Origin of the sequence: Janthinobacterium sp. CG3, from assembly GCF_000344615.1 — a bacterium.
In the GTDB taxonomy this organism is placed as follows: domain Bacteria; phylum Pseudomonadota; class Gammaproteobacteria; order Burkholderiales; family Burkholderiaceae_D; genus Janthinobacterium.
The window spans coordinates 410,490-429,225 of the sequence record NZ_KB467825.1; the positions used below are offsets into that span (position 1 = coordinate 410,490).

Here is an 18,736-nt window from a genome sequence, read left to right on the forward strand (position 1 = left end):
TATTATGAGCACATCCGATTCCAAACACGACATCGTCCCGGTGCCGCACGAGGCGGCGGAACTGTTCCGCCTGATGGCGGAAGAAATCGAGGAATGCGCGATTTTTCTGATGGACCCGCACGGCGTCATCACCACCTGGAACCGGGCCGCCGAAGTGATGAAGGGTTACCTCGCCCACGAGGCGGTGGGCCAGTATCTGGGCATCCTGTACACGCCGGAAGACGTGGCCCGCGACCGGCCGGCGCACAACCTGCGCGAGGCGGCTAAACACGGCTATTACCGCGAAGAGACCTGGCGCAAGAAAAAGGACGGTTCGCTGTTTTTCGCCCACATCGCCCTGACCGCGCTGCGCGACGACGGCGGCCAGTTGCTCGGCTTCTCCAAGGTCACGCTGGACCTGACGCCCCACAAAATGCTCGAACAATGCCTCGATGAAAAAGAGGAAACCCAGCGCATCATGGAGGCGGCCAAGGCCGGCACGTGGAAATGGCAGGTCGGCAACGGCCACATCGAATTTTCCCCGGCCTTCCTCGGGATGCTCGGTTATCAGGAGCACGAACCGGGCCAACAGGACGACGCCTGGGCCAAGCTGGTGCATCCGGACGACGCGCCGGGATGGGGCGCGCAGCTCGCCGCGGTGCGCCAGCAATGCCCGGCGTTGCCGCTGGCGTGCGAGCTGCGCTTGCGCCGCAAGGACGGCGCGTGGCGCTGGTTTTACATGCGCGCCGACTGGCGCTGGAACGAACGCGACCGGGCGTTTTTGCTGATGGGCGTGAACGTCGACATCCACGACAGGAAACTGCTGTCGCAGGAAAGGGAGGCGCTGGCGCTGCAGATACAAACCGAGCGCAACCGCTTTGCCGCGATCCTCGACCAGATGCCGGTGTCGGTCGTGCTCGCCGAGGTGCCGGGCGGCGCCGTGCTGTACCAGAACCATGTGTCGCAGCGGCTGTTCGGCACGCCGCCGCTTGCGCTGCCCAGTTACCGCGACTACGCGCAATTCCAGCTGGCCGACGCCGACGGCCGGCCGCTGCCGGCGCACGAGCATCCGCTGGCGCGCGCCATCGCGCAGGACGCGCCGGCCAGCGCCGAGCAAGTGCTGGCGCGCCAGGCCGATGGCGCGCTGGCGCACTTTTCCGTCAGCGCCGCGCCGGTGCACGATGACGACGGCGTCGCCCGCGTGGCGGTGTCGGTGATGCACGACATCGAGGCGCAAACGCGCCTGCGCAAGCTGCTCGAGGCGGAAAAGGAGCGCGCCCAGGTGACGCTGAAGGCGATCACCAACGGCGTCGTCACCACCGACCTCGACGGCCTGGTCGACAGCATGAACGCCGCCGCCGAGCGCATGACCGGCTGGAGCGAGGCGCAGGCGCGCGGCCAGGCGGTCGGCGCCGTGGTCGAGCTGCGCGACGCCGACGGCGCCGCCGCGCCCGACGATCCGATCGCCTTGTGCCTGCGCGACAACCGCGCGGTCAGCTCGCCCGGCCACGCGCTGCTGCTGGCGCGCGGCGGGCGCCGCTATTCGGTCGAGCACGCCAGCGCGCCGCTGCACCTGGCCAACGGCCGCCCCGACGGCGCCGTGCTGGTGCTGCACGACGTGACCGAGGCGCGCGGGCTGCTCGACAGCCTGAGCCACCAGGCCACCCACGACGCGCTGACGGGCCTGGTCAACCGGCGCGAATTCAGCGTGCGCCTGCAGCGCGCACTCGACCGTAACAAGGAGACGGCCGAGAAAAACAGCGCCTTGCTGTACATGGACCTGGACCAGTTCAAGATCATCAACGACACTTGCGGCCACGGCGCCGGCGACGAGTTGCTGCGCCAGCTCGCCTACGCCTATGGCCAGCACGTGCGCGAGCGCGACACGCTGGCGCGCATCGGCGGCGACGAGTTCGCGCTGATCGTCGAGCATTGCACCGAGGCCGAGGCCATGCGCGTGGCCGACAAGCTGCTTGAAACCACCCGCGCCTTCCGCTACGTCTGCAAGGAGCGCTCGTTCCAGCTCGGCGTGAGCATCGGCCTGATCCCCATCGACGGCGTCGCCGACAGCGTCGAGGAGGCGCTGCGGCTGGCCGACCACGCCTGTTACATCGCCAAGGAGTCGGGCCGCAACCGCGTCTTCATTCAGAAAAGCGGTGACGTCGAGATGGTGCAGCGGCGCAACGACATGTACTGGACCACACGCGTCGGCGACGCCTTCCGGGCCAACCAGCTGGAGTTGTTCTACCAGCCCATCGAGGCGCTCGGCGGCGCGGCGCGGGGCCTGCACTACGAAATCTTGCTGCGCATGAAGAACGGCAGCGCCGGCCCGATCCTGCCCGGCACCTTCCTGCCGTCGGCCGAGCGCTACGACATCATGCCCAGCATCGACCGCTGGGTGCTCGACCACAGCCTGGCGTGGCTGGAGCAGCATCCACAGCACGTCGCCGAGCTGGAGCTGTGCAGCATTAACCTGTCGCAGCGCACGCTGGCCGACCCGGCGTTCCGGCAATACGCGGTCGCGCGCATCGGCTCGTCGTCGCTGCCGCCGCAGAAACTGTGCTTTGAAATCACCGAAACGGGCGCCGCCGCCAACCTGCACAAGACGCTGTCGTTCATCAACGAGTTGAAGGCGCTCGGCTGCAGTTTCGCGCTCGACGATTTCGGCACCGGCATGGCCTCGTTCGCCTACCTGAAGCAGTTGCCGGTCGACTACGTGAAGATCGACGGCTCCTTCATCCAGGCGATGGGGCGCAGCCAGGTCGATTTTGAAATGGTCCGCTTCACCAACGAGATCAGCCACCTGATGGGCCGGCGCACGATCGCCGAATTCGTCAGCAACCAGGACACGCTGCAGCAATTGAAGGCGATCGGCGTGGATTTCGCCCAGGGCTTCCTGCTCGGCAAACCGCGCCCGCTGGCGCCGGCGCCGCGCGCTTGAGCCTTAGCCCGGCAGCAGTTCCAGGCGCTGCTGCGCCTGCGCCAGCTCGGCGGCGCCCATGCGCGCCGCCGCCTGCCGGATGAACTTGGCGGCGCCGTGGGCGCCGCCCTTGTCGGCCAGCGACAGCCACAGGTAGGCTTGCAGCGGGTCGGCCGGCGCGCCCTGGCCGCTGGCGTACATCAGCCCCAGGTTGAGCTGGGCCCGCGCGTGCCCCTGCTGGGCCGCCTTGAGGTACCAACAGTGGGCCGCCGCGTAGTCTTGCGGTACACCTTGGCCGTTGTCGTAGCGCAGGCCAAGGGCGAACTGCGCCTGCGTGTGGCCTTGCTCGGCGGCCTTGCGGAACCACGCGTGCGCCTGGGCGCCGTCCGGCGCCGGGCCGTCGTCCTGGTCGTGCAGCAGCGCCAGCATGTATTGCGCGGCGGCGTAGTCCTGCTCGGCGGCGCGGCGGTACCAGGCCAGCGCCAGGCGCGCGTCGCGCGGCACGCCCTGCCCGGTTGCATAGCGCAGGCCGAGGTCGAACTGGGCCCGCGGGTGGCCCTGGTCGGCCGCCTTGCGGTACCAGAACACCGCCTCCTGCGGGTCGGCCGGCAGGCCGTAGCCGTGCTCGTACAGCAGGCCGAGGTGGTATTGCCCGGCCGCGAAGCCCTGCTCGGCGGCCTTGCGATACCACAGCTGGGCCTGGCCGTAGTCTTGCGCCACGCCCTGGCCGTGCTCGTAGTGCAGGCCGAGGTTGTTCTGCGCCGCCGCGTGGCCCTGCCCGGCCGCCTGGCGATACCATTGCTGCGCCTTGAACTCGTCGCGCGGCACGCCCTGGCCGTTGTCGAAGATCAGGCCGAGGTTGAACTGCGAGCTGGCGTGGCCCTGCTCGGCGGCGCGCCGGTACCACAGGATCGCCTGCTCGCTGTCCCGTTCCAGCAGAGGGTCGGCGCCCTTGTCGTGGCGCAGCGCCAGGTTGAACTGGGCCGGCGCGTAACCCTGCTCGGCGGCCTTGCGGAACCAGGCCGTGGCCTGCTGGCGGTCTGGCGCCACGCCCTGCCCGTTGTCGTAGCGCAGCGCCAGGTTGAACTGGGCGCGCGCGTGGCCCTGCTCGGCCGCCTTGCGGTACCAGGCGACGGCCAGGTTCAAGTCCCGCGGCACGCCCTTGCCGTTGTCGTACATCATGCCCAGGTTGTTTTGCGCGCCGGCGTCGCCCTGCTCGGCCGCCTTGCTGAACCAGTGCATCGCCAGCGCGCTGTCCTGCGCCACGCCGTGGCCCTTGGCGTGCAACCAGCCCAGGTTGTACTGCGCCGCCGCGTAACCCTGCTCGGCGGCCTGCCCGTACCAGTGCGCCGCCTGTTCGTAACTCTGCTCGACGCCCTGGCCCTTTTGGCACATTACGCCGAGGTTGTATTGGGCGTGCTCCAAGCCCTGCGCCGCGGCGCGCCGGTACCAGGCCACGGCCGCCGCGTAGTCCTGCGCCGCGCCCTGGCCGTTGAAGTACATGAAGCCCAGGCTGTGCTGGGCGTTGGCGACGCCGCGCTCGGCCAACGCCTTGACGCGCAGCAATTCGGCGGTGAAGTGGCCGCTGGCGGCGGCCTCGGCCACGCTGGCGCTCGGGTTCGGCATCGCCGCTTAAGCCTTGGCCGCCAAGTGCCGCGCCGCGGCGGCGGCGGCGGCGGCGGCGGCGGGTCGGCGCTGCTGCTGCAAGACGTCGATGAAATCGTCCAGCGAGATGGGCCGGTGGTACAGATAGCCCTGCATCGTGCTGCAGCCGTTGGCCTGCAGGTAGCGCGCCTGCACCTCGGTCTCGACGCCCTCGGCGATCAGGTGCAGGCCGAGCCCGCGGGCGATTGAAATGATCGCCAAAATCACCGGGAAGTGGCCGTGCTCGTCGTGGATTTCCTTGACGAAGGATTGGTCGATCTTGATCGTGTGGATGGGAAAGCGGTGCAGGTAGGACAGCGACGAATAGCCGGTGCCGAAATCGTCGATGGCCACCGAGACGCCCAGCTGGCACAGTTTGTTGAGCTGTTCGATCGCGTACTGCGGGTTGCGGATGCAAATGTTCTCGGTGATCTCGACTTCGATCTGCGCCGGCGAGATACCGTAGCGTATCAGCGCGCCGCGCATCTTCTCGAAGAAGTCGCCGCGGTCCAGGTACTGCGGCGAGACGTTCAGCGACAGGCGGATGTCCTCGCCGCCGGCGGCGTTCCATTGCAACAGGTCGCGGCACAGCGCGCCCAGCATCCAGTCGGAGATCGGCAGCATCAAGCCGTTTTCCTCGGCGAACGGCAGGAACTCGCCGGCCGACAGCAGGCCGCGCTGCGGGTGGTTCCAGCGCATCAGGCCCTCGGCGCCGATGATGCGCCCGCTCGCCACGTCGATCTGCGGCTGGTAGTACATTTCCAGCTGGTTCAGCTCGAGCGCCTTGCGCAGGCTTTGCTCCAGCGCGATCTTCTGGTGCGACACGTCCAGCATCGACGTGTGGTAGAAGCTGTGGCCGTTCTTGCCGAGCGCCTTGACCTGGTACATGGCGATGTCGGCGTGGCGCAGCAGCTCGTCGATGCCCTCGCCGTCGCCCGGGTAGATGGCGATGCCGATGCTCGCCGAAATATGCACCTGGTGGCCGTCCAGGTCGAACGGCCGCTGCAGGCTGTCGAGGAATTTGTCGGCGATCAGCTTGGCGTCCTCGCGGTCGCGCAGCTCCGGCAGCACGATGGTGAACTCGTCGCCGCCCTGGCGCGCCAGCGTGTCGCCGCGGCGCAGGCAATCCTTCAGGCGCTGCGCCACCTGCTGCAACAGCTCGTCGCCCTTGACGTGGCCGAGCGTGTCGTTGACCAGCTTGAAGCGGTCCAGGTCGATGAACATCACCGCCAGCTCGCTCAGCTTGCGCTTGGCCTGGATCACCGCCAGGCCGAGCCGGTCCTTGAACAGCATGCGGTTCGGCAGGTCGGTCAGGATGTCGTGGTAGGCCTGGTAGGAAATCACCTCCTCGGCGCGCTTGCGGTCGGTGATGTCGCGCGCCACGCCGTAGGTGCCGAACAGCTCCGCCTTCTTGGCGCCCAGCGGCGGCGCGTGCATGCCGATGGCGTTCAGGCCGATCATCATCAGGGTATTGCTGAAGGTGCGGTCGGCGCCGTTGCCGTTGCGGCATTTCAGGCGCAGCTCGACGTTGCGCGAGGCGCGCTCGTCGAGCCGGCGCTCGTTGAAGGCATAGCGCGCGCGCTCCTGGTCCTCGTCGTGCACCAGGGTCGTATAGTGCTTGCCGATCAGCTCCTCGCGGCTGAAGCCGAGCAATTGCTGGACGCGGTCGTTGACGTAGGTGATACGCCCGTCATGGTTGAGCGTGTAGATGATGTCCGGCGAGCTGTCGACCAGGTAGCGGTACATGCGCTCGGAGTTTTCCAGCTGCGAGGCGATGCGCTCGTTCTCGATCGCCAGCTTGCGCTTTTGCAGCGCGTTGTCGACCGTCTTCAGCAGCTCCTCGCGGCTGTAGGGTTTGCGCAGGTAGTCGTAGGCGCCGCGCTTCAGGGCGCCGATCGCCGCCTCGATGCCGACCTCGCCGCTCATGACGATGACGTCGCCCTCGATGCCGCGGCTGTTCATGTAGTCCATGATCTCGTGGCCGCTCATGTCGGGCAGGCGCAGGTCGAGCAGGATCAGGTCGAAGCGCAGCTTGCCCAGCTCGGCCAGCGCCTCGCCGCCGCAGGTGGCGGTGACGAGCTGGTAGTCGCGTCCACGCAGCAGTTCGTAGAGCGAGGACAGCAGCCGCGGTTCGTCGTCGACCAGCAGGATGCGGGCGCAGTGTTCGGTGTCGAAACCGTGCGGCGTCGCGGCGGCGGGGTGCGTGGCGGCGGCGCCGGCGGGGTTCGCGTTCATTCTGGCCTTAAACTGGGTCCATCGCCCGCGTGTGCACGCCGGACGGTTGGCTGTTGCCGCTGCGCGCGGGCAGCAGGATTTCAAACGAGGTACCGTTGCGGCCGCTGCGGCAGCTGATCATGCCCTGCATTTTCTTGACCAGGCCGTGCACGATGGACAGGCCGAGGCCGTGGTGGGCGCCGTCCTTGGCGCTGCGCACCGGCGCGAACAGGTTGGCCAGCACCTCGGCCGACAGGCCCGGGCCGGTGTCGCTGACGCACAGTTCCAGGTACAGGCGGCGTTCGCGGTTGACGTGGCCGCGGTTGGCAATTTCCACCGTGCCGCCGGCCGGCATCGCCTCGACCGCGTTCTTGACCAGGTTCACCAGCACCTGCTTGAGCATGTCGGCGTCGGCCTCGACCTCGGCCGGCTGGTCGTGCATGCGCGCGACGATCTGCACCGAGGCGGGCACGAAGTCGGTGGCGCGGAACAGGCGCAGCACCTCGGCCGCCACCCGCGCCGCGTCGGTGGCGCGCGCCGTCTCGCTCGGCTGCAGGTCGGCCAGTCCGCCGACCAGTTGGCCGACGCGGTCGATTTCCTCGTTCAAAATGGCCATTTCGCCAAGCACCGGCTCCTGCCGCGCCAGCTTGCTGTCGAGCACGCTCAAATAGTTCTTGATGATAGACAGCGGGTTGTTCACCTCGTGCACCACGCGGCGCGACGCCTCGCGGTACTCCTCGGCGACGTGGGCGAGTTGCCGGCGCGCGTGGCCGCGCTCGCTCATCGCCGTCTCCAGCGCGGCGGCGGCCTGGTGGCCGAACGCTTGCAGGAAGCGCTCGCGCTTCAGGTAGCCCGGCACCTGCCAGGCCCGCGCGCCGCCGACCAGCAGACCCAGGCAGCGTTGCCCGGCCACCAGCGGCAGGCACACCAGGGTGTCGCTGGCCAGGATGCGCAGCAACTGCTCCTCGGCGATGCCCAGGGCGGCGTCGCCGCGGCCGACGCAGGCCAGGCGGCGCTGCAGCGCGGCGCCGGCCAGCGGCCCGCCCCCGGCCAGCGGCACCGCGAACTCGGCCAGGCGTTGCTGCTGCTCGCCGCCGGCGGCGCCGACCAGCGCGTGGCCGGTCGGGTTTTCCAGCAGCACCACGGTGGCGTCGAAATCAAACAGGATGCGCGCCGAGCGGGTGATCGAGTCCAGCAGCCCGGCCTCGCCCTGCTGGCGGGCGAAGGTCTGGCCCATTTCCGACACCAGCACCATGTTGCGCACCTCTTCCGACAGGCGCTGCTGCACCGGGTCGGGCGGCGCCGCCGCGCAGGCCGGCGGCGCCACCACGTCGTCGGCGCCGCTCAGGTCGATGCCAAGCTGGTCGGCCGCCTTGGCGACCTGCCGCGCGGCCGTCTGGACGACCGCCGCCAGCCGCTCCCGGTCCAGGCCGCACAGGCGCACGGCGTCGTCGATGGCGCCCTGCTCGTCGCGGTGGCAGCACAGCAGATGCGCCAGGCGCACGATGCGGATCAGCGGGTGGGCCGACTCCAGCCGCGCGGCCGGTTCGTGGTGGTACAGCACGCTGTCGGCCAGGAAGGAGTCGAGGTGCCAGCGCTCGATGAGCCAGGCGCCGGCTTCGGAATGGGTGATTTGCAGCGTGCGCTGCTCGACCGCGCACAGCGCCTCGTCGTCGCGCGCCATGAAGTTGACGGCGTATTCCTTGGGCGCGGTGGCCAGCAGCGCCAGCCGGCCGACGTTGTGCAGCAGCCCGGCCAGGTAGGCTTCCTCGACGTGCGGGTAGTCCATCGCCTTGGCGATGTCGCGGGCGATGACGGCCGCCGTCAGCGAGGTTTTCCAGAAGCCGCGCAGGTCGGTGCTGCCGGAGTGGGGGAAGCTGCTGAAGGTCTGGAACACCGATTCGCTGATGACCAGGGTCTTGATCATGTCGGTGCCCAGCGACACCAGCGACTGCTCCAACCCGACGCTGCGGCCGGGCCGGTGGTAGGCCGAGCTGTTGGCCACCGCCAGGATCTTGCTGGTCATGCCGGCGTCCTTGGCGATCAGCGCGGCCAGCTCCGGCATGCCGGCGTCGTCGGCCTGCAGGTGCTCGATCAGCTTGATGAGTATCTGGGGCATCGCCGGCAGGCGGGCAATCAGCAGGCGATTGCGAATATCTTGGTCTGAATGATGCATCGTATCAAGCACAGCCGCCAAAAGAGAGGGTCGGATCGGAGGTGCGCTGGAACGGCGCAGCGCAGCCACGTTGGTTGACTCTGGAACTCAGCTGAAGCGGCTGTTTTGTTAGTGCGAGCCGATTCGACAAAAAAGTGATATTAGCATAAAGCGCAGAATAACTTGCAAATAAGAAAAACTAGTTGAGCATTTCCCTATACCCATTCGTACCGTGAAGTGGCTCGAACCAAGGACATCAGCCCTCCAAGATTGTCGCAGGTCGGGTTAGCCCGCCAGGGCGTCACCCGACCGGCGCCGGCGGCGGCTCGGCGGCGGACGACGCTTTGCCAATCCGACCGGCGCAAGCCTGGCCGAGCGGCGTTAAAACGGCGCCGCGACGTCCTTGCGCCAGCGTTCGCGGAACAGCCGCGAGGCGATCCACAGCGCCAGCGAGATCGCCGCGCAGGCCAGTTGGCCCGCCGCCAGCCACAGCACCGAGTGCGACAGGAACGGCGCGATGACGCCGGCCACCAGCGCGCCCAGCAGCGTCTGCGCGAACGACTGGCACGACGCGACGGTGCCGCGGATGTGCGGAAACAGGTCCATCGCCAGCATCGTCGCGCCGGGCGTGACCAGCGACATGCCGAAGGTGTAGAAGAACAGCGGTGCGACCGACCACGGCAGCGACGGCGCGAACAACAGGTGGTAGCCGACGTTGCAGACGGCGGCGCCCAGCAGCAGGGCGAAGCCGATGCCGATCTGCCGCACCAAGGTGATCGAGCCGGCCAGGCGGTTGGCCGCCAGCGCGCCGAGGAAGATGCCGCTGACGGCGGGGATGAACAGCCAGCCGAACTGGTCGGGGCCGAGGTGCAGATGCCGCGGCAGCATCACCGGCGCGGCCGTGATGAACAGGAACAGGCCGGCGAAATTGAAGGCGGTGACGCCGGCCTTCATGTGGAACAGCGGCGCGCTCAGGATCTGCCGGTAGTTGCGCGCGATGTAGTGCGGGTTGAACGGCTGGCGCAGGTGCGGCGGCAGCGTTTCCGGTAGCCGCTTGTAGCAAAACCACAGCAGGATCAGGGTGTAGGCGAACAGGAACAGGAAGATCGCCCGCCAGTCCAGCAGCTTGACGATCCAGCCGCCCATGATCGGGGCGATGGCCGGCGCGATCGAAAAAATCATCGTCACCATCGACAGCAGGCGCGCCGCCGGCGCGTCCGAATACAGGTCGCGGATAATGGCGCGCCCGACCACCACGCCGGCCCCGGCGGAAACGCCCTGCAGCACCCGGAACGCCCACAGGTAATGCACGGTGCTGGCGGCCGCGCAGCCCAGCGTGCCGATGGCGAACAGCGCCAGCGAGATCAAAATCAGATTGCGCCGGCCGAACGAGTCCGACAGCGCGCCGTGCCACAGCACCATGCCGGCGAAGGCCAGCATGTAGACGGTGAGCGACTGCTGCACCTCGATGGCGCTGGCGTTGAGCGAAGCCTGGATGGCCGGAAAGGCCGGCAGGTAGGTGTCGATCGAGAACGGCCCGAGCATGGCCAGCAGCGCCAGCATGGTCGCCAGCGCGACGCCGCTGAGCGGCGCCATGTGGCTGGGCGGCGGCGGCGGCACCGGCGTCACCGGATCGGCGGGAATGTTCGGCGTGGGAGTGGGGAACATGGGAATCCTGGTAAGCCGGGCGTGCCGGGGGTCGCTGGTATGGGGGGGCTGGCGGCGGCAGGCCGGGCTGCCGACCCGGCCCGCGCCGCCACGGCGTCAGCCCGCGGCCGGGCCCTTCGGTTTGGCTTCCTCGCGGCGGTTGTAACCGGCCACCATGTCAAAGCGGAACAGGCGGCATTCCAACGCGCCGTTGAAGAACGGCGTTTTGCGCGCCTCTTTCAAGCGCAGCAGGCGCGGCAGGCCCAGGTCGGCGGTAAACAGGAACACGGTCCAGCCGGCGAAGCGCTGCTTCAGCGTGGTGCCCATGGCCGAGTAGAACGCGCTCGACAACTCGTCTTCCGGCAGCGTGCTGTCGCCGCGCACGCCGATACGCTCGCCGTACGGCGGGTTGGTCAGCATGATGCCGGCGAGCTCGCTCGGCGGCTTGACTTCCTGCGCCTCGATCTGCTTGAGCGGAACCTCGAACACCACGCCGGCGCAGCGCAGGTTGTGGCGCGTCATCGCCACCATGTCGCCCGAGATGTCGCTGCCGAAAATGGTCGGTTCCAGCGGCAGCGGGTTCGCCTTGATGGCGTTTTTCAGGTCTTGCCACGGCTGCGGCTTGAAGCCGTTGAAATTCTCGAAGGCGAACTGGCGGCTGGCGCCGGGCGGAATGCCCTGCACCATCTGCGCCGCTTCGGCCAGGATGGTGCCGGAACCGCACATCGGGTCGAACAGCACCATGCCCGGCTTCCAGCCGGACACGCGCAGCAGGCCGGCGGCCAGGTTTTCGCGCAGCGGCGCGTCGCCGGTCTCTTCGCGCCAGCCGCGCTTGAACAGGGCCTCGCCCGAGGTGTCGAGGTACAGCGTGAAGGTGTGCGCGTCGAGGAAGCCGACGATACGCATGTCCGGCGTCTTGGTGTTGACCGACGGGCGCTCGTTGCACTGGTCGCGGAAGCGGTCGCAAATCGCGTCCTTGATCTTCAGCGTGGTGAACTCCAGGCTGCGCAGCGGCGATTTGACGGCGGTGACGTCGACGCGGATCGTGTGGTGCACGCCGAACCAGTCTTCCCACGGCTGCGCCAGCGCCAGGTCGTAGATGTCGTTTTCATTCTTGTAGCCCGCATGGGCCATGCGCATCAGCACGCGCGAGGCGATGCGCGAATGCAGGTTGACGCGGTAGGCGTCGGTCAGGTCGCCGGAGCAATGCACGCCGCCGGGTACCTGGTTGTGCACCTTCAGGGTCGCGCCTGCCTGCTGGGCGATCTCGCCCAGTTCCTCGGCCAGCGCCGCTTCCATGCCGCGCGGGCATGGGCAAAAATATGAAGCCATGGTGTACCTTTTATCCGTTGAAAACAAAAAAACAAAAAACTGCCGCGGTAAAAAATACCGGGGCGCGACCAGACGCTGCGCCGCACATCAAAAAAAACAAAACAAGGGCAGATTACTTGTCCACGTCGCCGGCGAAGGCGCGTTCCAGGAAGTCCAGGCGGTCCTGGCCCCAGTAGCCTTCGCCGTCGAAGACGTACCACGGCGAGCCGAACACGCTGGCCGCGCTGGCGTCCTCGGTGTTGCGGTCGTACTCGGCCTGCACGCTGGCGGTCTGCGACGACTTCAGCAGCATGCGCCCGTCCAGCTCGCAGCTATTGGCGATCTGCACCAGCGACTCGTCGTCGCCGATGTTGCGCTCCTCGGCCCACAGGCCGCGCATGATCGCCTGCGACAGTTCCAGCGCCACCTCGACGCCCAGCGCCAGCCGGGTGGCGATGATCAGCTTGGCGGCGGCGTCCGGCGAGACCGGGAAAAACTTCGGCTGCGGATTCAGCGGCATTTGCAGGAACGCCGACCAGCGCGCCAGCTCGGCCAGGCGGTAGGCCTGGCGCTGCGGCGCGCGCTTGGCCAGCGGCAGACCGCCCGACAGGCTGAACACCTTGCCCAGGTCGAAGGGCCGCACCTCGATTTGCACGCCGTGCCGCTTGGCCATGGCCACCATGCGCGCGTGCCCCAGATAGGTCCACGGCGACTGCGGGGCGAAAAAATACTGGCAAATTTTGCTCATGCTGCTCCGATCAGAAAGGCTTGACGACCACCAGCACGACGATCGCCAGCAACAGCACCACCGGCACTTCGTTGAACCAGCGGAACCAGGCATGGCTGCGCTGGTTGACGCCGTTCTCGAACTTTTTCAAAATCGCGCCGCAGGCGTGGTGGTAGCCCAGCGCCAGGACCACGAAGGCCAGCTTGGCGTGCATCCAGGCCGGCATCTTCATGCCGGCGGCGGCGCCGCCGTACTGCATCCACAGCAGCACCAGGCCGAGCGCCAGCGCCGGCAGCGCCAGCATGCCCATGAAGCGGTACAGCTTGCGCGCCATCAGCAGCAGCCGCTCGGTGGTCACGGTGTCGCTTTCCTGCGCCAGGTTGACGAAGATGCGCGGCAGGTAAAACAGCCCGGCGAACCAGCTGGTGACGAAAACGATGTGTAAAGCTTTAATCCAGAGCATGGCTGTCCCGCGTGGTTATGTGCGCACTTCGCCGTGGCCGAACACCACGTATTTCAGCGACGTCAGGCCGTCCAGGCCGACCGGCCCGCGCGCGTGCAATTTGTCGTTCGAGATGCCGATTTCGGCGCCCAGGCCGTATTCGAAGCCGTCGGCGAAGCGCGTCGAGGCGTTCACCATCACCGAGGCCGAATCGACCTCGCGCAGGAAGCGCATGGCGGCGCTGTAGTCCTCGGTGACGATGGCCTCGGTGTGCTTGGACGAATACGCGTCGATATGGTCGATCGCCTCGTCGATGCCGGCCACCACCTTGACCGACAGGATCGCCGCCAGGTACTCGGTGCTCCAGTCGGCCTCGCCGGCCGCGGCCAGGTGCGGGTAGCCGGCCAGCAGCGCGTGCGCCTCCGGGTCGGCGCGCAGCTCGACCTGCTTGGCCAGGTACAGCTCGGCCAGCTTGGGCAACACCTGCGGCGCGATCGCCCGCGCCACCAGCAGCGTTTCCATGGTGTTGCAGGTGCCGTAGCGCTGGCACTTGGCGTTGAAGGCGATCGCCAGCGCCTTGGCCAGGTCGGCCTTGGCGTCGATGTAGACGTGGCAGATGCCGTCCAGGTGCTTGATCATCGGCACCGTCGCCTCTGCCATCAAGCGCGCGATCAAGCCCTTGCCGCCGCGCGGCACGATGACGTCGACGTATTGCGGCATGGTGATCAGGGCGCCGACGGCGGCGCGGTCGGTGGTGTCGACCACCTGCACCGCGTTCTCCGGCAGTCCGGCGCCGGCCAGGCCCTCCTTGACCAGCTTGGCCAGCGCGCGGTTGCAATGGATCGCCTCGGAGCCGCCGCGCAAAATGGTCGCGTTGCCGCTCTTGATGCACAGGCCGGCGGCGTCCACCGTCACGTTCGGACGGGCCTCGTAAATGATGCCGATGACGCCCAGCGGCACCCGCATCTGGCCAACCTGGATGCCGCTCGGGCGAAATTTCATACCGCTGATCTCGCCGATCGGGTCGGCCAGCGCGACGATCTGCCGCAAACCTTCCACCATCGTGGCGATGGCGCCGTCCGACAGCGTCAGGCGGTCCAACATGGCCGGCGCCAGGCCGTTGGCGCGCGCCGCCGCGAGGTCGAGGCGGTTGGCTTCGCGCAGCAGGTCGGCGTCGCGCACGATCGCCGCGGCGATCAGCGTCAGCGCGCGGTTGCGCGTGGCGCTGTCGGCCTTGGCCATCGCCCGCGAGGCGGCGCGCGCCTGTTGGCCGACCTGTTCCATGTACTCAGTGATGTTCATCGTCATTGCCTTATCCTTCGCGCTGATTGTTCGCGCTGATTGTCCATCAACCGCGCGCCACCTTCAGCGCCAGTTGTAGCATTGCGTCCCAGGCGTCGCCGGCGTAAGCCTTGGCGCGCAGCCCCTTGATCATCTTGTCCACCTGCGCCGCCTGCCGCAGCGCCGCCTCCAGCGTCGGCAGCGAAATGCGCCGCAGCGCCGGGTCCATCATGCGCTCGCGCGGTCCCCAGATGCGGTATTCCTTGAGCAGCGCGCCGAGCGGGCGGCCCTGCGCCATCCCGGCCTTCAATTTTAACAGCGTGCGGATTTCCTCGGACACCGCCCACAGCACCAGCGGCAGCGCCTCGCCCTCGCCCTTCAAGCCTTCGAGCATGCGCACCAGGCGCGCCGGGTCGCCCGACAGCATCGCCTCGCTGAGCTTGAAGACGTCGTAGCGCGCCACGTTCAGCACCGCGTCCTGCACCTGCTCGTAACTGAGTTTGCCCGGCTCGTGCAGCAGGCCCAGTTTCTGGATCTCCTGGTGCGCCGCCAGCAGGTTGCCCTCGACCCGGTCGGCGATAAAGTCGATGCTGTGGCGCTCGGCGCTTTGGCCCTGGGCCGACAGGCGCCCGGCGATCCAGTTCGGCAGGTGGGCGCGCTCGACCGGCGCGATCTCGATATACACGGCGGCCTGCTGCAGGCTGGCGACCCAGGCCGCCTTCTGCGTGGCCCAGTCCAGCTTGGGCAGCGTGATCAGCGTCAGGTTGTCCGGGCTCAGGTCCTTGGCGTAGCTTTGCAGTGCCGCGCCGCCGTCCTTGCCCGGCTTGCCGGTCGGGATGCGCAGCTCGATCAGCTTCTTGTCGCCGAACAGCGACAGCGCCTGGTTCGCCGCCAGCAGCTCGCCCCACTTGAAACTGCGCTCGACGGTCAGCACCTCGCGCTCGGAGTAGCCGTTGGCGCGGGCGGCGCGGCGGATCTTGTCGGCCGCCTCCAGCGCCAGCAAATGCTCGTCGCTGCTGATCACGTACAACTGCGCCAGCGGTTTGCCCAAATGGCCGTCCAGCGCTTCAACCCGCAATTGCATGGCGCCGTCCTATGGCTTGACCGCGGCGGCGGGTGCCGCGGCCGCCGACGCGGCCGGCGGCACCGACATCGCCGGCAGCGCCAGCTTGACGGCGGCGATGCGGCGCATCATCTGCTGCACCATGTCGGACTTCATGTCGCGGTACAGCAGCGCCTCTTCGGTTTCCTTGGCCAGCAGTTGCGACTCGTTGAAGCTGATCGGCCGCGTCAGCGAAATCGTCGTCGGCCCCAGCAACTCGGTGCCCTGGCGGTCGAGCACGCGGAACACAATGGTGTAGCTGAGCTGGTACTCGCGGACCCGGCCGTTGTTGCTCAGCGACAGGATGGTCTTGCCGCGGGTGGTGTCCGGATCGCTCAACACGTCGATGATGCCGTCGGCGCCGTCGCGCGCCTCGAGGATCTCGGTGCCGCCATTGACGCGGATGTTGCGCTTCAAGTCGATCGCCAGCGGCGACAATTTCGGCAGCGTGATAAACAGCGTCGCGAACGGCAGGTTGAAGCTGCCGTTCGCGCCGCGCAGGTGGAAGCCGCAGGCCGACAGCGCCAGCGCCGCCAGCAACATCAAGCCCGCCACGCGGGCCCGTTGGATCGTCATGAAAGCGCTCATCGTCTACACCACAATGCTGATTAATTTGCCCGGCACGACGATGATCTTCTTCGGCGGGGTGTCAATGTACTTCTGCACGCTCTCGCAGGCCAGCGCGGCCGCTTCGATGCTGGCCTTGTCGGCGCCCTTGGCAACGGTGATCGAGCCGCGCAGCTTGCCGTTCACCTGGATCATCATCTCGATCTCGGCCTGTTCCAGCGCGGCCGGGTCGACCTGCGGCCACGGCGCGTTGAGGATGTCGCCATGCACGCCGGCGTAGCCCAGCTCTTGCCACAGCACATGGGTGATGTGCGGCGCGACCGGGTTCAACAGGCGCAGGAAGATCGCCAGGCCCTCGGCCACCAGCGCGGCCGAGGCGGCGCCGTCGTCGAGCTTGGCCGACTCCAGCGTGTTGAGCATCTTCATGCAGGCCGACACCACGGTGTTGTACTGGATGCGCTTCAAGTCGTAGTCGGCCTGCTGCAAGATCTTGTGCAATTCGCGGCGCAGGGTTTTCTGCGCGTCGCTGGCGGCGCCCGCCGGGGCCGAGGCCAGCGCCATCGCAATGCGCGGCGCCTGGGCGTAGCTGTAGGCCCAAACCCGGCGCAGGAAGCGGTTGGCGCCCTCGACGCCGCTGCCCGACCATTCCAGCGTCTGCTCCGGCGGCGAGGCGAACATCGTAAACAGGCGCGCGGTATCGGCGCCGTACTGCTCGATCTGCGCCTGCGGGTCGATGCCGTTGTTCTTCGACTTCGACATCTTCTCGGTGCCGCCGATCTGCACCGGCTGGCCGTCGGACTTCAGCGTCGCGCCTTGCGCTCGGCCCTTGTCGTCCAGCGTCAGGTCGATGTCGGCCGGATTGAACCAGACCTTCTTGCCGGACGCTTCCTGGCGGAAGTAGGTTTCGTTCAGCACCATGCCCTGCGTCAGCAGGTTGACGAAGGGCTCGTCGAACTTGACCAGGCCGAAGTCGCGCATGATCTTGGTCCAAAAGCGCGCGTACAGCAGATGCATGACGGCGTGCTCGATACCGCCGATGTACTGGTCCATCGGCATCCAGTAGTCGTTGCGCGCGTCGACCATGGCGTCCTTGCTGCCCGGCGAGGTGTAGCGCATGTAGTACCACGACGAATCGACAAAGGTGTCCATCGTGTCGGTTTCGCGGCGCGCCGGCTTGCCGCACTGCGGACAGTCGCACTGCAGGAAGGCTTCGTATTTATTGAGCGGGTTGCCGCTGCCGTCCGGCACGCAGTCTTCCGGCAGGATCACCGGCAAGTCTTTTTCCGGCACCGGCACCACGCCGCAGTCGGCGCAATGGATCATCGGGATCGGCGTGCCCCAGTAGCGCTGGCGCGAAATGCCCCAGTCGCGCAGGCGGAAGGTGGTTTTCTTCTCGCCCAGGCCGCGTTCGGCCAGGTCGGCCGCGACGGCGTCGACGGCGGCGGCGTAATGCAAGCCGTCGTATTTGCCGGAGTCGACGCAGACGCCGCTGTCCTTGTCGCCGTACCATTCCCGCCAGGCGTCGGTCGAGTATTGCTTGCCTTCGACGGCGATTACCTGCTTGATCGGCAGCGCGTATTTTTGGGCGAACAGGAAGTCGCGCTCGTCGTGCGCCGGCACGCCCATGACGGCGCCGTCGCCGTAGGTGATCAAGACGTAGTTGCCGACCCACACCTCGACCTGGGCGCCGGTCAGCGGATGGGTGACCAACAGGCCGGTCGGCATGCCCTTCTTCTCCATCGTCGCCATGTCGGCCTCGATCACGCTACCGAGCTTGCACTCGGCGATGAAGGCGGCCAGCGCCGGGTTGCTTTGCGCGGCGTGCGCGGCCAGCGCGTGCTCCGGCGCCACGGCGCAGAAGGTCACGCCCATGACGGTGTCGGGGCGGGTGGTGAAGACGTACAGCTTGCCCTCGCCGATCAGGGCGCCGTCGGCGTCGGCGATTTGGTGCGGGAAGGCGAAGCGCACGCCGGTCGACTTGCCGATCCAGTTGGTCTGCATGGTGCGCACGCGCTCCGGCCAGCCCGGCAGCTTGTCGTCGACGTAGGCCAGCAGCTCCTCGGCGTAGTCGGTGATGCGGGCGTAGTACATCGGAATTTCGCGCTTCTCGATCGGCGCGCCGGAACGCCAGCCGCAGCCGTCGACGACCTGCTCGTTGGCCAGCACGGTCTGGTCGACCGGGTCCCAGTTGACGGTGCCGGTCTTCTTGTAGATGATGCCTTTTTCCAGCATCTTCAGGAACATCCACTGGTTCCACTTGTAGTATTCGGGGGTGCAGGCGGTCATTTCGCGCGACCAGTCGATCGCCAGGCCCATCGACTCCATCTGCTGCTTCATGTGGGCGATGTTCGAATAGGTCCACTGCGCCGGCGGCACGTTGTTGGCCATCGCGGCGTTTTCGGCCGGCATGCCGAAGGCGTCCCAGCCCATCGGCATCAGCACGTTGTAGCCGTTCATGCGCAGGTAGCGGTACATCACGTCGTTGATCGTATAGTTGCGCACGTGGCCCATGTGCAGCTTGCCCGAAGGGTAAGGCAGCATCGAGCAAGCGTAGTACTTGCCCTTCGGGAAACGCGGGTCGTGCTCGACGGCTTTGTAGGCGTCGATCGCCTTCCAGTGCGATTGGGCGGCTTGTTCGACGTCGGCGGGACTATATTTATCTTGCATGATGTGCGGCCAAAAGTGAATATGAACCAAGCATTATACTGGGTTCATGCGCCCCGATAGCAGGTCGATGCCTGGCTGGC

At 67.4% G+C, this 18,736-nt stretch carries 12 protein-coding genes; 1 reads left to right on the forward strand and 11 read right to left on the reverse strand.

The window, feature by feature from the left end; translation table 11 throughout:
- Nucleotides 1-4 precede the first annotated feature (4 nt).
- Nucleotides 5-2,920 carry a bifunctional diguanylate cyclase/phosphodiesterase gene (locus tag JANGC3_RS31045; RefSeq protein WP_017879511.1) on the forward strand — a complete coding sequence of 972 codons (2,916 nt, stop codon included), beginning with the start codon at nt 5-7 and terminating at the stop codon, nt 2,918-2,920.
- Nucleotides 2,921-2,923: 3 nt separating this feature from the next.
- Here the strand turns inward: JANGC3_RS31045 and JANGC3_RS0126455 are convergent, their stop codons facing one another.
- The 11 genes from JANGC3_RS0126455 to leuS form a co-directional block, all read right to left on the reverse strand.
- The gene (locus JANGC3_RS0126455; RefSeq protein WP_017879512.1) at nt 2,924-4,525 is read right to left on the reverse strand and encodes a tetratricopeptide repeat protein; all 1,602 of its coding nucleotides are present in this window, start codon (nt 4,523-4,525) and stop codon (nt 2,924-2,926) included.
- Nucleotides 4,526-4,531: 6 nt separating this feature from the next.
- Nucleotides 4,532-6,778, reverse strand: coding sequence for a putative bifunctional diguanylate cyclase/phosphodiesterase (locus tag JANGC3_RS0126460; protein WP_017879513.1), 2,247 nt, complete (start codon nt 6,776-6,778; stop codon nt 4,532-4,534).
- A 7-nt stretch (nt 6,779-6,785) separates the two neighbouring features.
- The gene (locus tag JANGC3_RS0126465) at nt 6,786-8,876 is read right to left on the reverse strand and encodes an HDOD domain-containing protein (RefSeq protein WP_017879514.1); all 2,091 of its coding nucleotides are present in this window, start codon (nt 8,874-8,876) and stop codon (nt 6,786-6,788) included.
- A gap of 417 nt (nt 8,877-9,293) precedes the next feature.
- Nucleotides 9,294-10,580 (reverse strand): multidrug effflux MFS transporter, encoded by a 1,287-nt coding sequence (locus JANGC3_RS0126470; RefSeq protein ID WP_081612041.1) that lies wholly within the window; start codon nt 10,578-10,580, stop codon nt 9,294-9,296.
- A 96-nt stretch (nt 10,581-10,676) separates the two neighbouring features.
- A complete protein-coding gene (locus JANGC3_RS0126475) occupies nt 10,677-11,891 on the reverse strand; it encodes a THUMP domain-containing class I SAM-dependent RNA methyltransferase (protein WP_409030178.1) in 1,215 nt (404 codons plus the stop codon).
- 112 nt (nt 11,892-12,003) lie between these two features.
- Nucleotides 12,004-12,618: a 2-hydroxychromene-2-carboxylate isomerase gene (locus JANGC3_RS0126480; RefSeq protein ID WP_017879517.1), complete on the reverse strand. Its 615-nt coding sequence runs from the start codon at nt 12,616-12,618 to the stop codon at nt 12,004-12,006.
- A 10-nt stretch (nt 12,619-12,628) separates the two neighbouring features.
- Entirely contained in the window at nt 12,629-13,060 is a 432-nt protein-coding gene (locus JANGC3_RS0126485) for a CopD family protein (RefSeq protein ID WP_017879518.1), read from the reverse strand.
- 15 nt (nt 13,061-13,075) lie between these two features.
- Nucleotides 13,076-14,341: a glutamate-5-semialdehyde dehydrogenase gene (locus JANGC3_RS0126490; RefSeq protein WP_017879519.1), complete on the reverse strand. Its 1,266-nt coding sequence runs from the start codon at nt 14,339-14,341 to the stop codon at nt 13,076-13,078.
- Between the two features lie 46 nt (nt 14,342-14,387).
- Nucleotides 14,388-15,404, reverse strand: a complete 1,017-nt coding sequence (holA, locus tag JANGC3_RS0126495; RefSeq protein ID WP_026133554.1) for a DNA polymerase III subunit delta — start codon at nt 15,402-15,404, stop codon at nt 14,388-14,390.
- A 9-nt stretch (nt 15,405-15,413) separates the two neighbouring features.
- Nucleotides 15,414-15,998, reverse strand: coding sequence for an LPS-assembly lipoprotein LptE (locus JANGC3_RS0126500; protein ID WP_157407044.1), 585 nt, complete (start codon nt 15,996-15,998; stop codon nt 15,414-15,416).
- A gap of 15 nt (nt 15,999-16,013) precedes the next feature.
- Nucleotides 16,014-18,656 (reverse strand): leucine--tRNA ligase, encoded by a 2,643-nt coding sequence (gene leuS, locus JANGC3_RS0126505; protein ID WP_017879522.1) that lies wholly within the window; start codon nt 18,654-18,656, stop codon nt 16,014-16,016.
- Nucleotides 18,657-18,736 lie beyond the last annotated feature (80 nt).

Coding starts and splice junctions, on each gene's coding strand:
- JANGC3_RS31045 (WP_017879511.1), top strand. CDS start 5: ATGAGCACATCCGATTCCAAACACGACATCGTCCCGGTGCCGCACGAG.
- JANGC3_RS0126455 (WP_017879512.1), bottom strand. CDS start 4,525: ATGCCGAACCCGAGCGCCAGCGTGGCCGAGGCCGCCGCCAGCGGCCAC.
- JANGC3_RS0126460 (WP_017879513.1), bottom strand. CDS start 6,778: ATGAACGCGAACCCCGCCGGCGCCGCCGCCACGCACCCCGCCGCCGCG.
- JANGC3_RS0126465 (WP_017879514.1), bottom strand. CDS start 8,876: ATGCCCCAGATACTCATCAAGCTGATCGAGCACCTGCAGGCCGACGAC.
- JANGC3_RS0126470 (WP_081612041.1), bottom strand. CDS start 10,580: ATGTTCCCCACTCCCACGCCGAACATTCCCGCCGATCCGGTGACGCCG.
- JANGC3_RS0126475 (WP_409030178.1), bottom strand. CDS start 11,891: ATGGCTTCATATTTTTGCCCATGCCCGCGCGGCATGGAAGCGGCGCTG.
- JANGC3_RS0126480 (WP_017879517.1), bottom strand. CDS start 12,618: ATGAGCAAAATTTGCCAGTATTTTTTCGCCCCGCAGTCGCCGTGGACC.
- JANGC3_RS0126485 (WP_017879518.1), bottom strand. CDS start 13,060: ATGCTCTGGATTAAAGCTTTACACATCGTTTTCGTCACCAGCTGGTTC.
- JANGC3_RS0126490 (WP_017879519.1), bottom strand. CDS start 14,341: ATGAACATCACTGAGTACATGGAACAGGTCGGCCAACAGGCGCGCGCC.
- holA (WP_026133554.1), bottom strand. CDS start 15,404: ATGCAATTGCGGGTTGAAGCGCTGGACGGCCATTTGGGCAAACCGCTG.
- JANGC3_RS0126500 (WP_157407044.1), bottom strand. CDS start 15,998: ATGACGATCCAACGGGCCCGCGTGGCGGGCTTGATGTTGCTGGCGGCG.
- leuS (WP_017879522.1), bottom strand. CDS start 18,656: ATGCAAGATAAATATAGTCCCGCCGACGTCGAACAAGCCGCCCAATCG.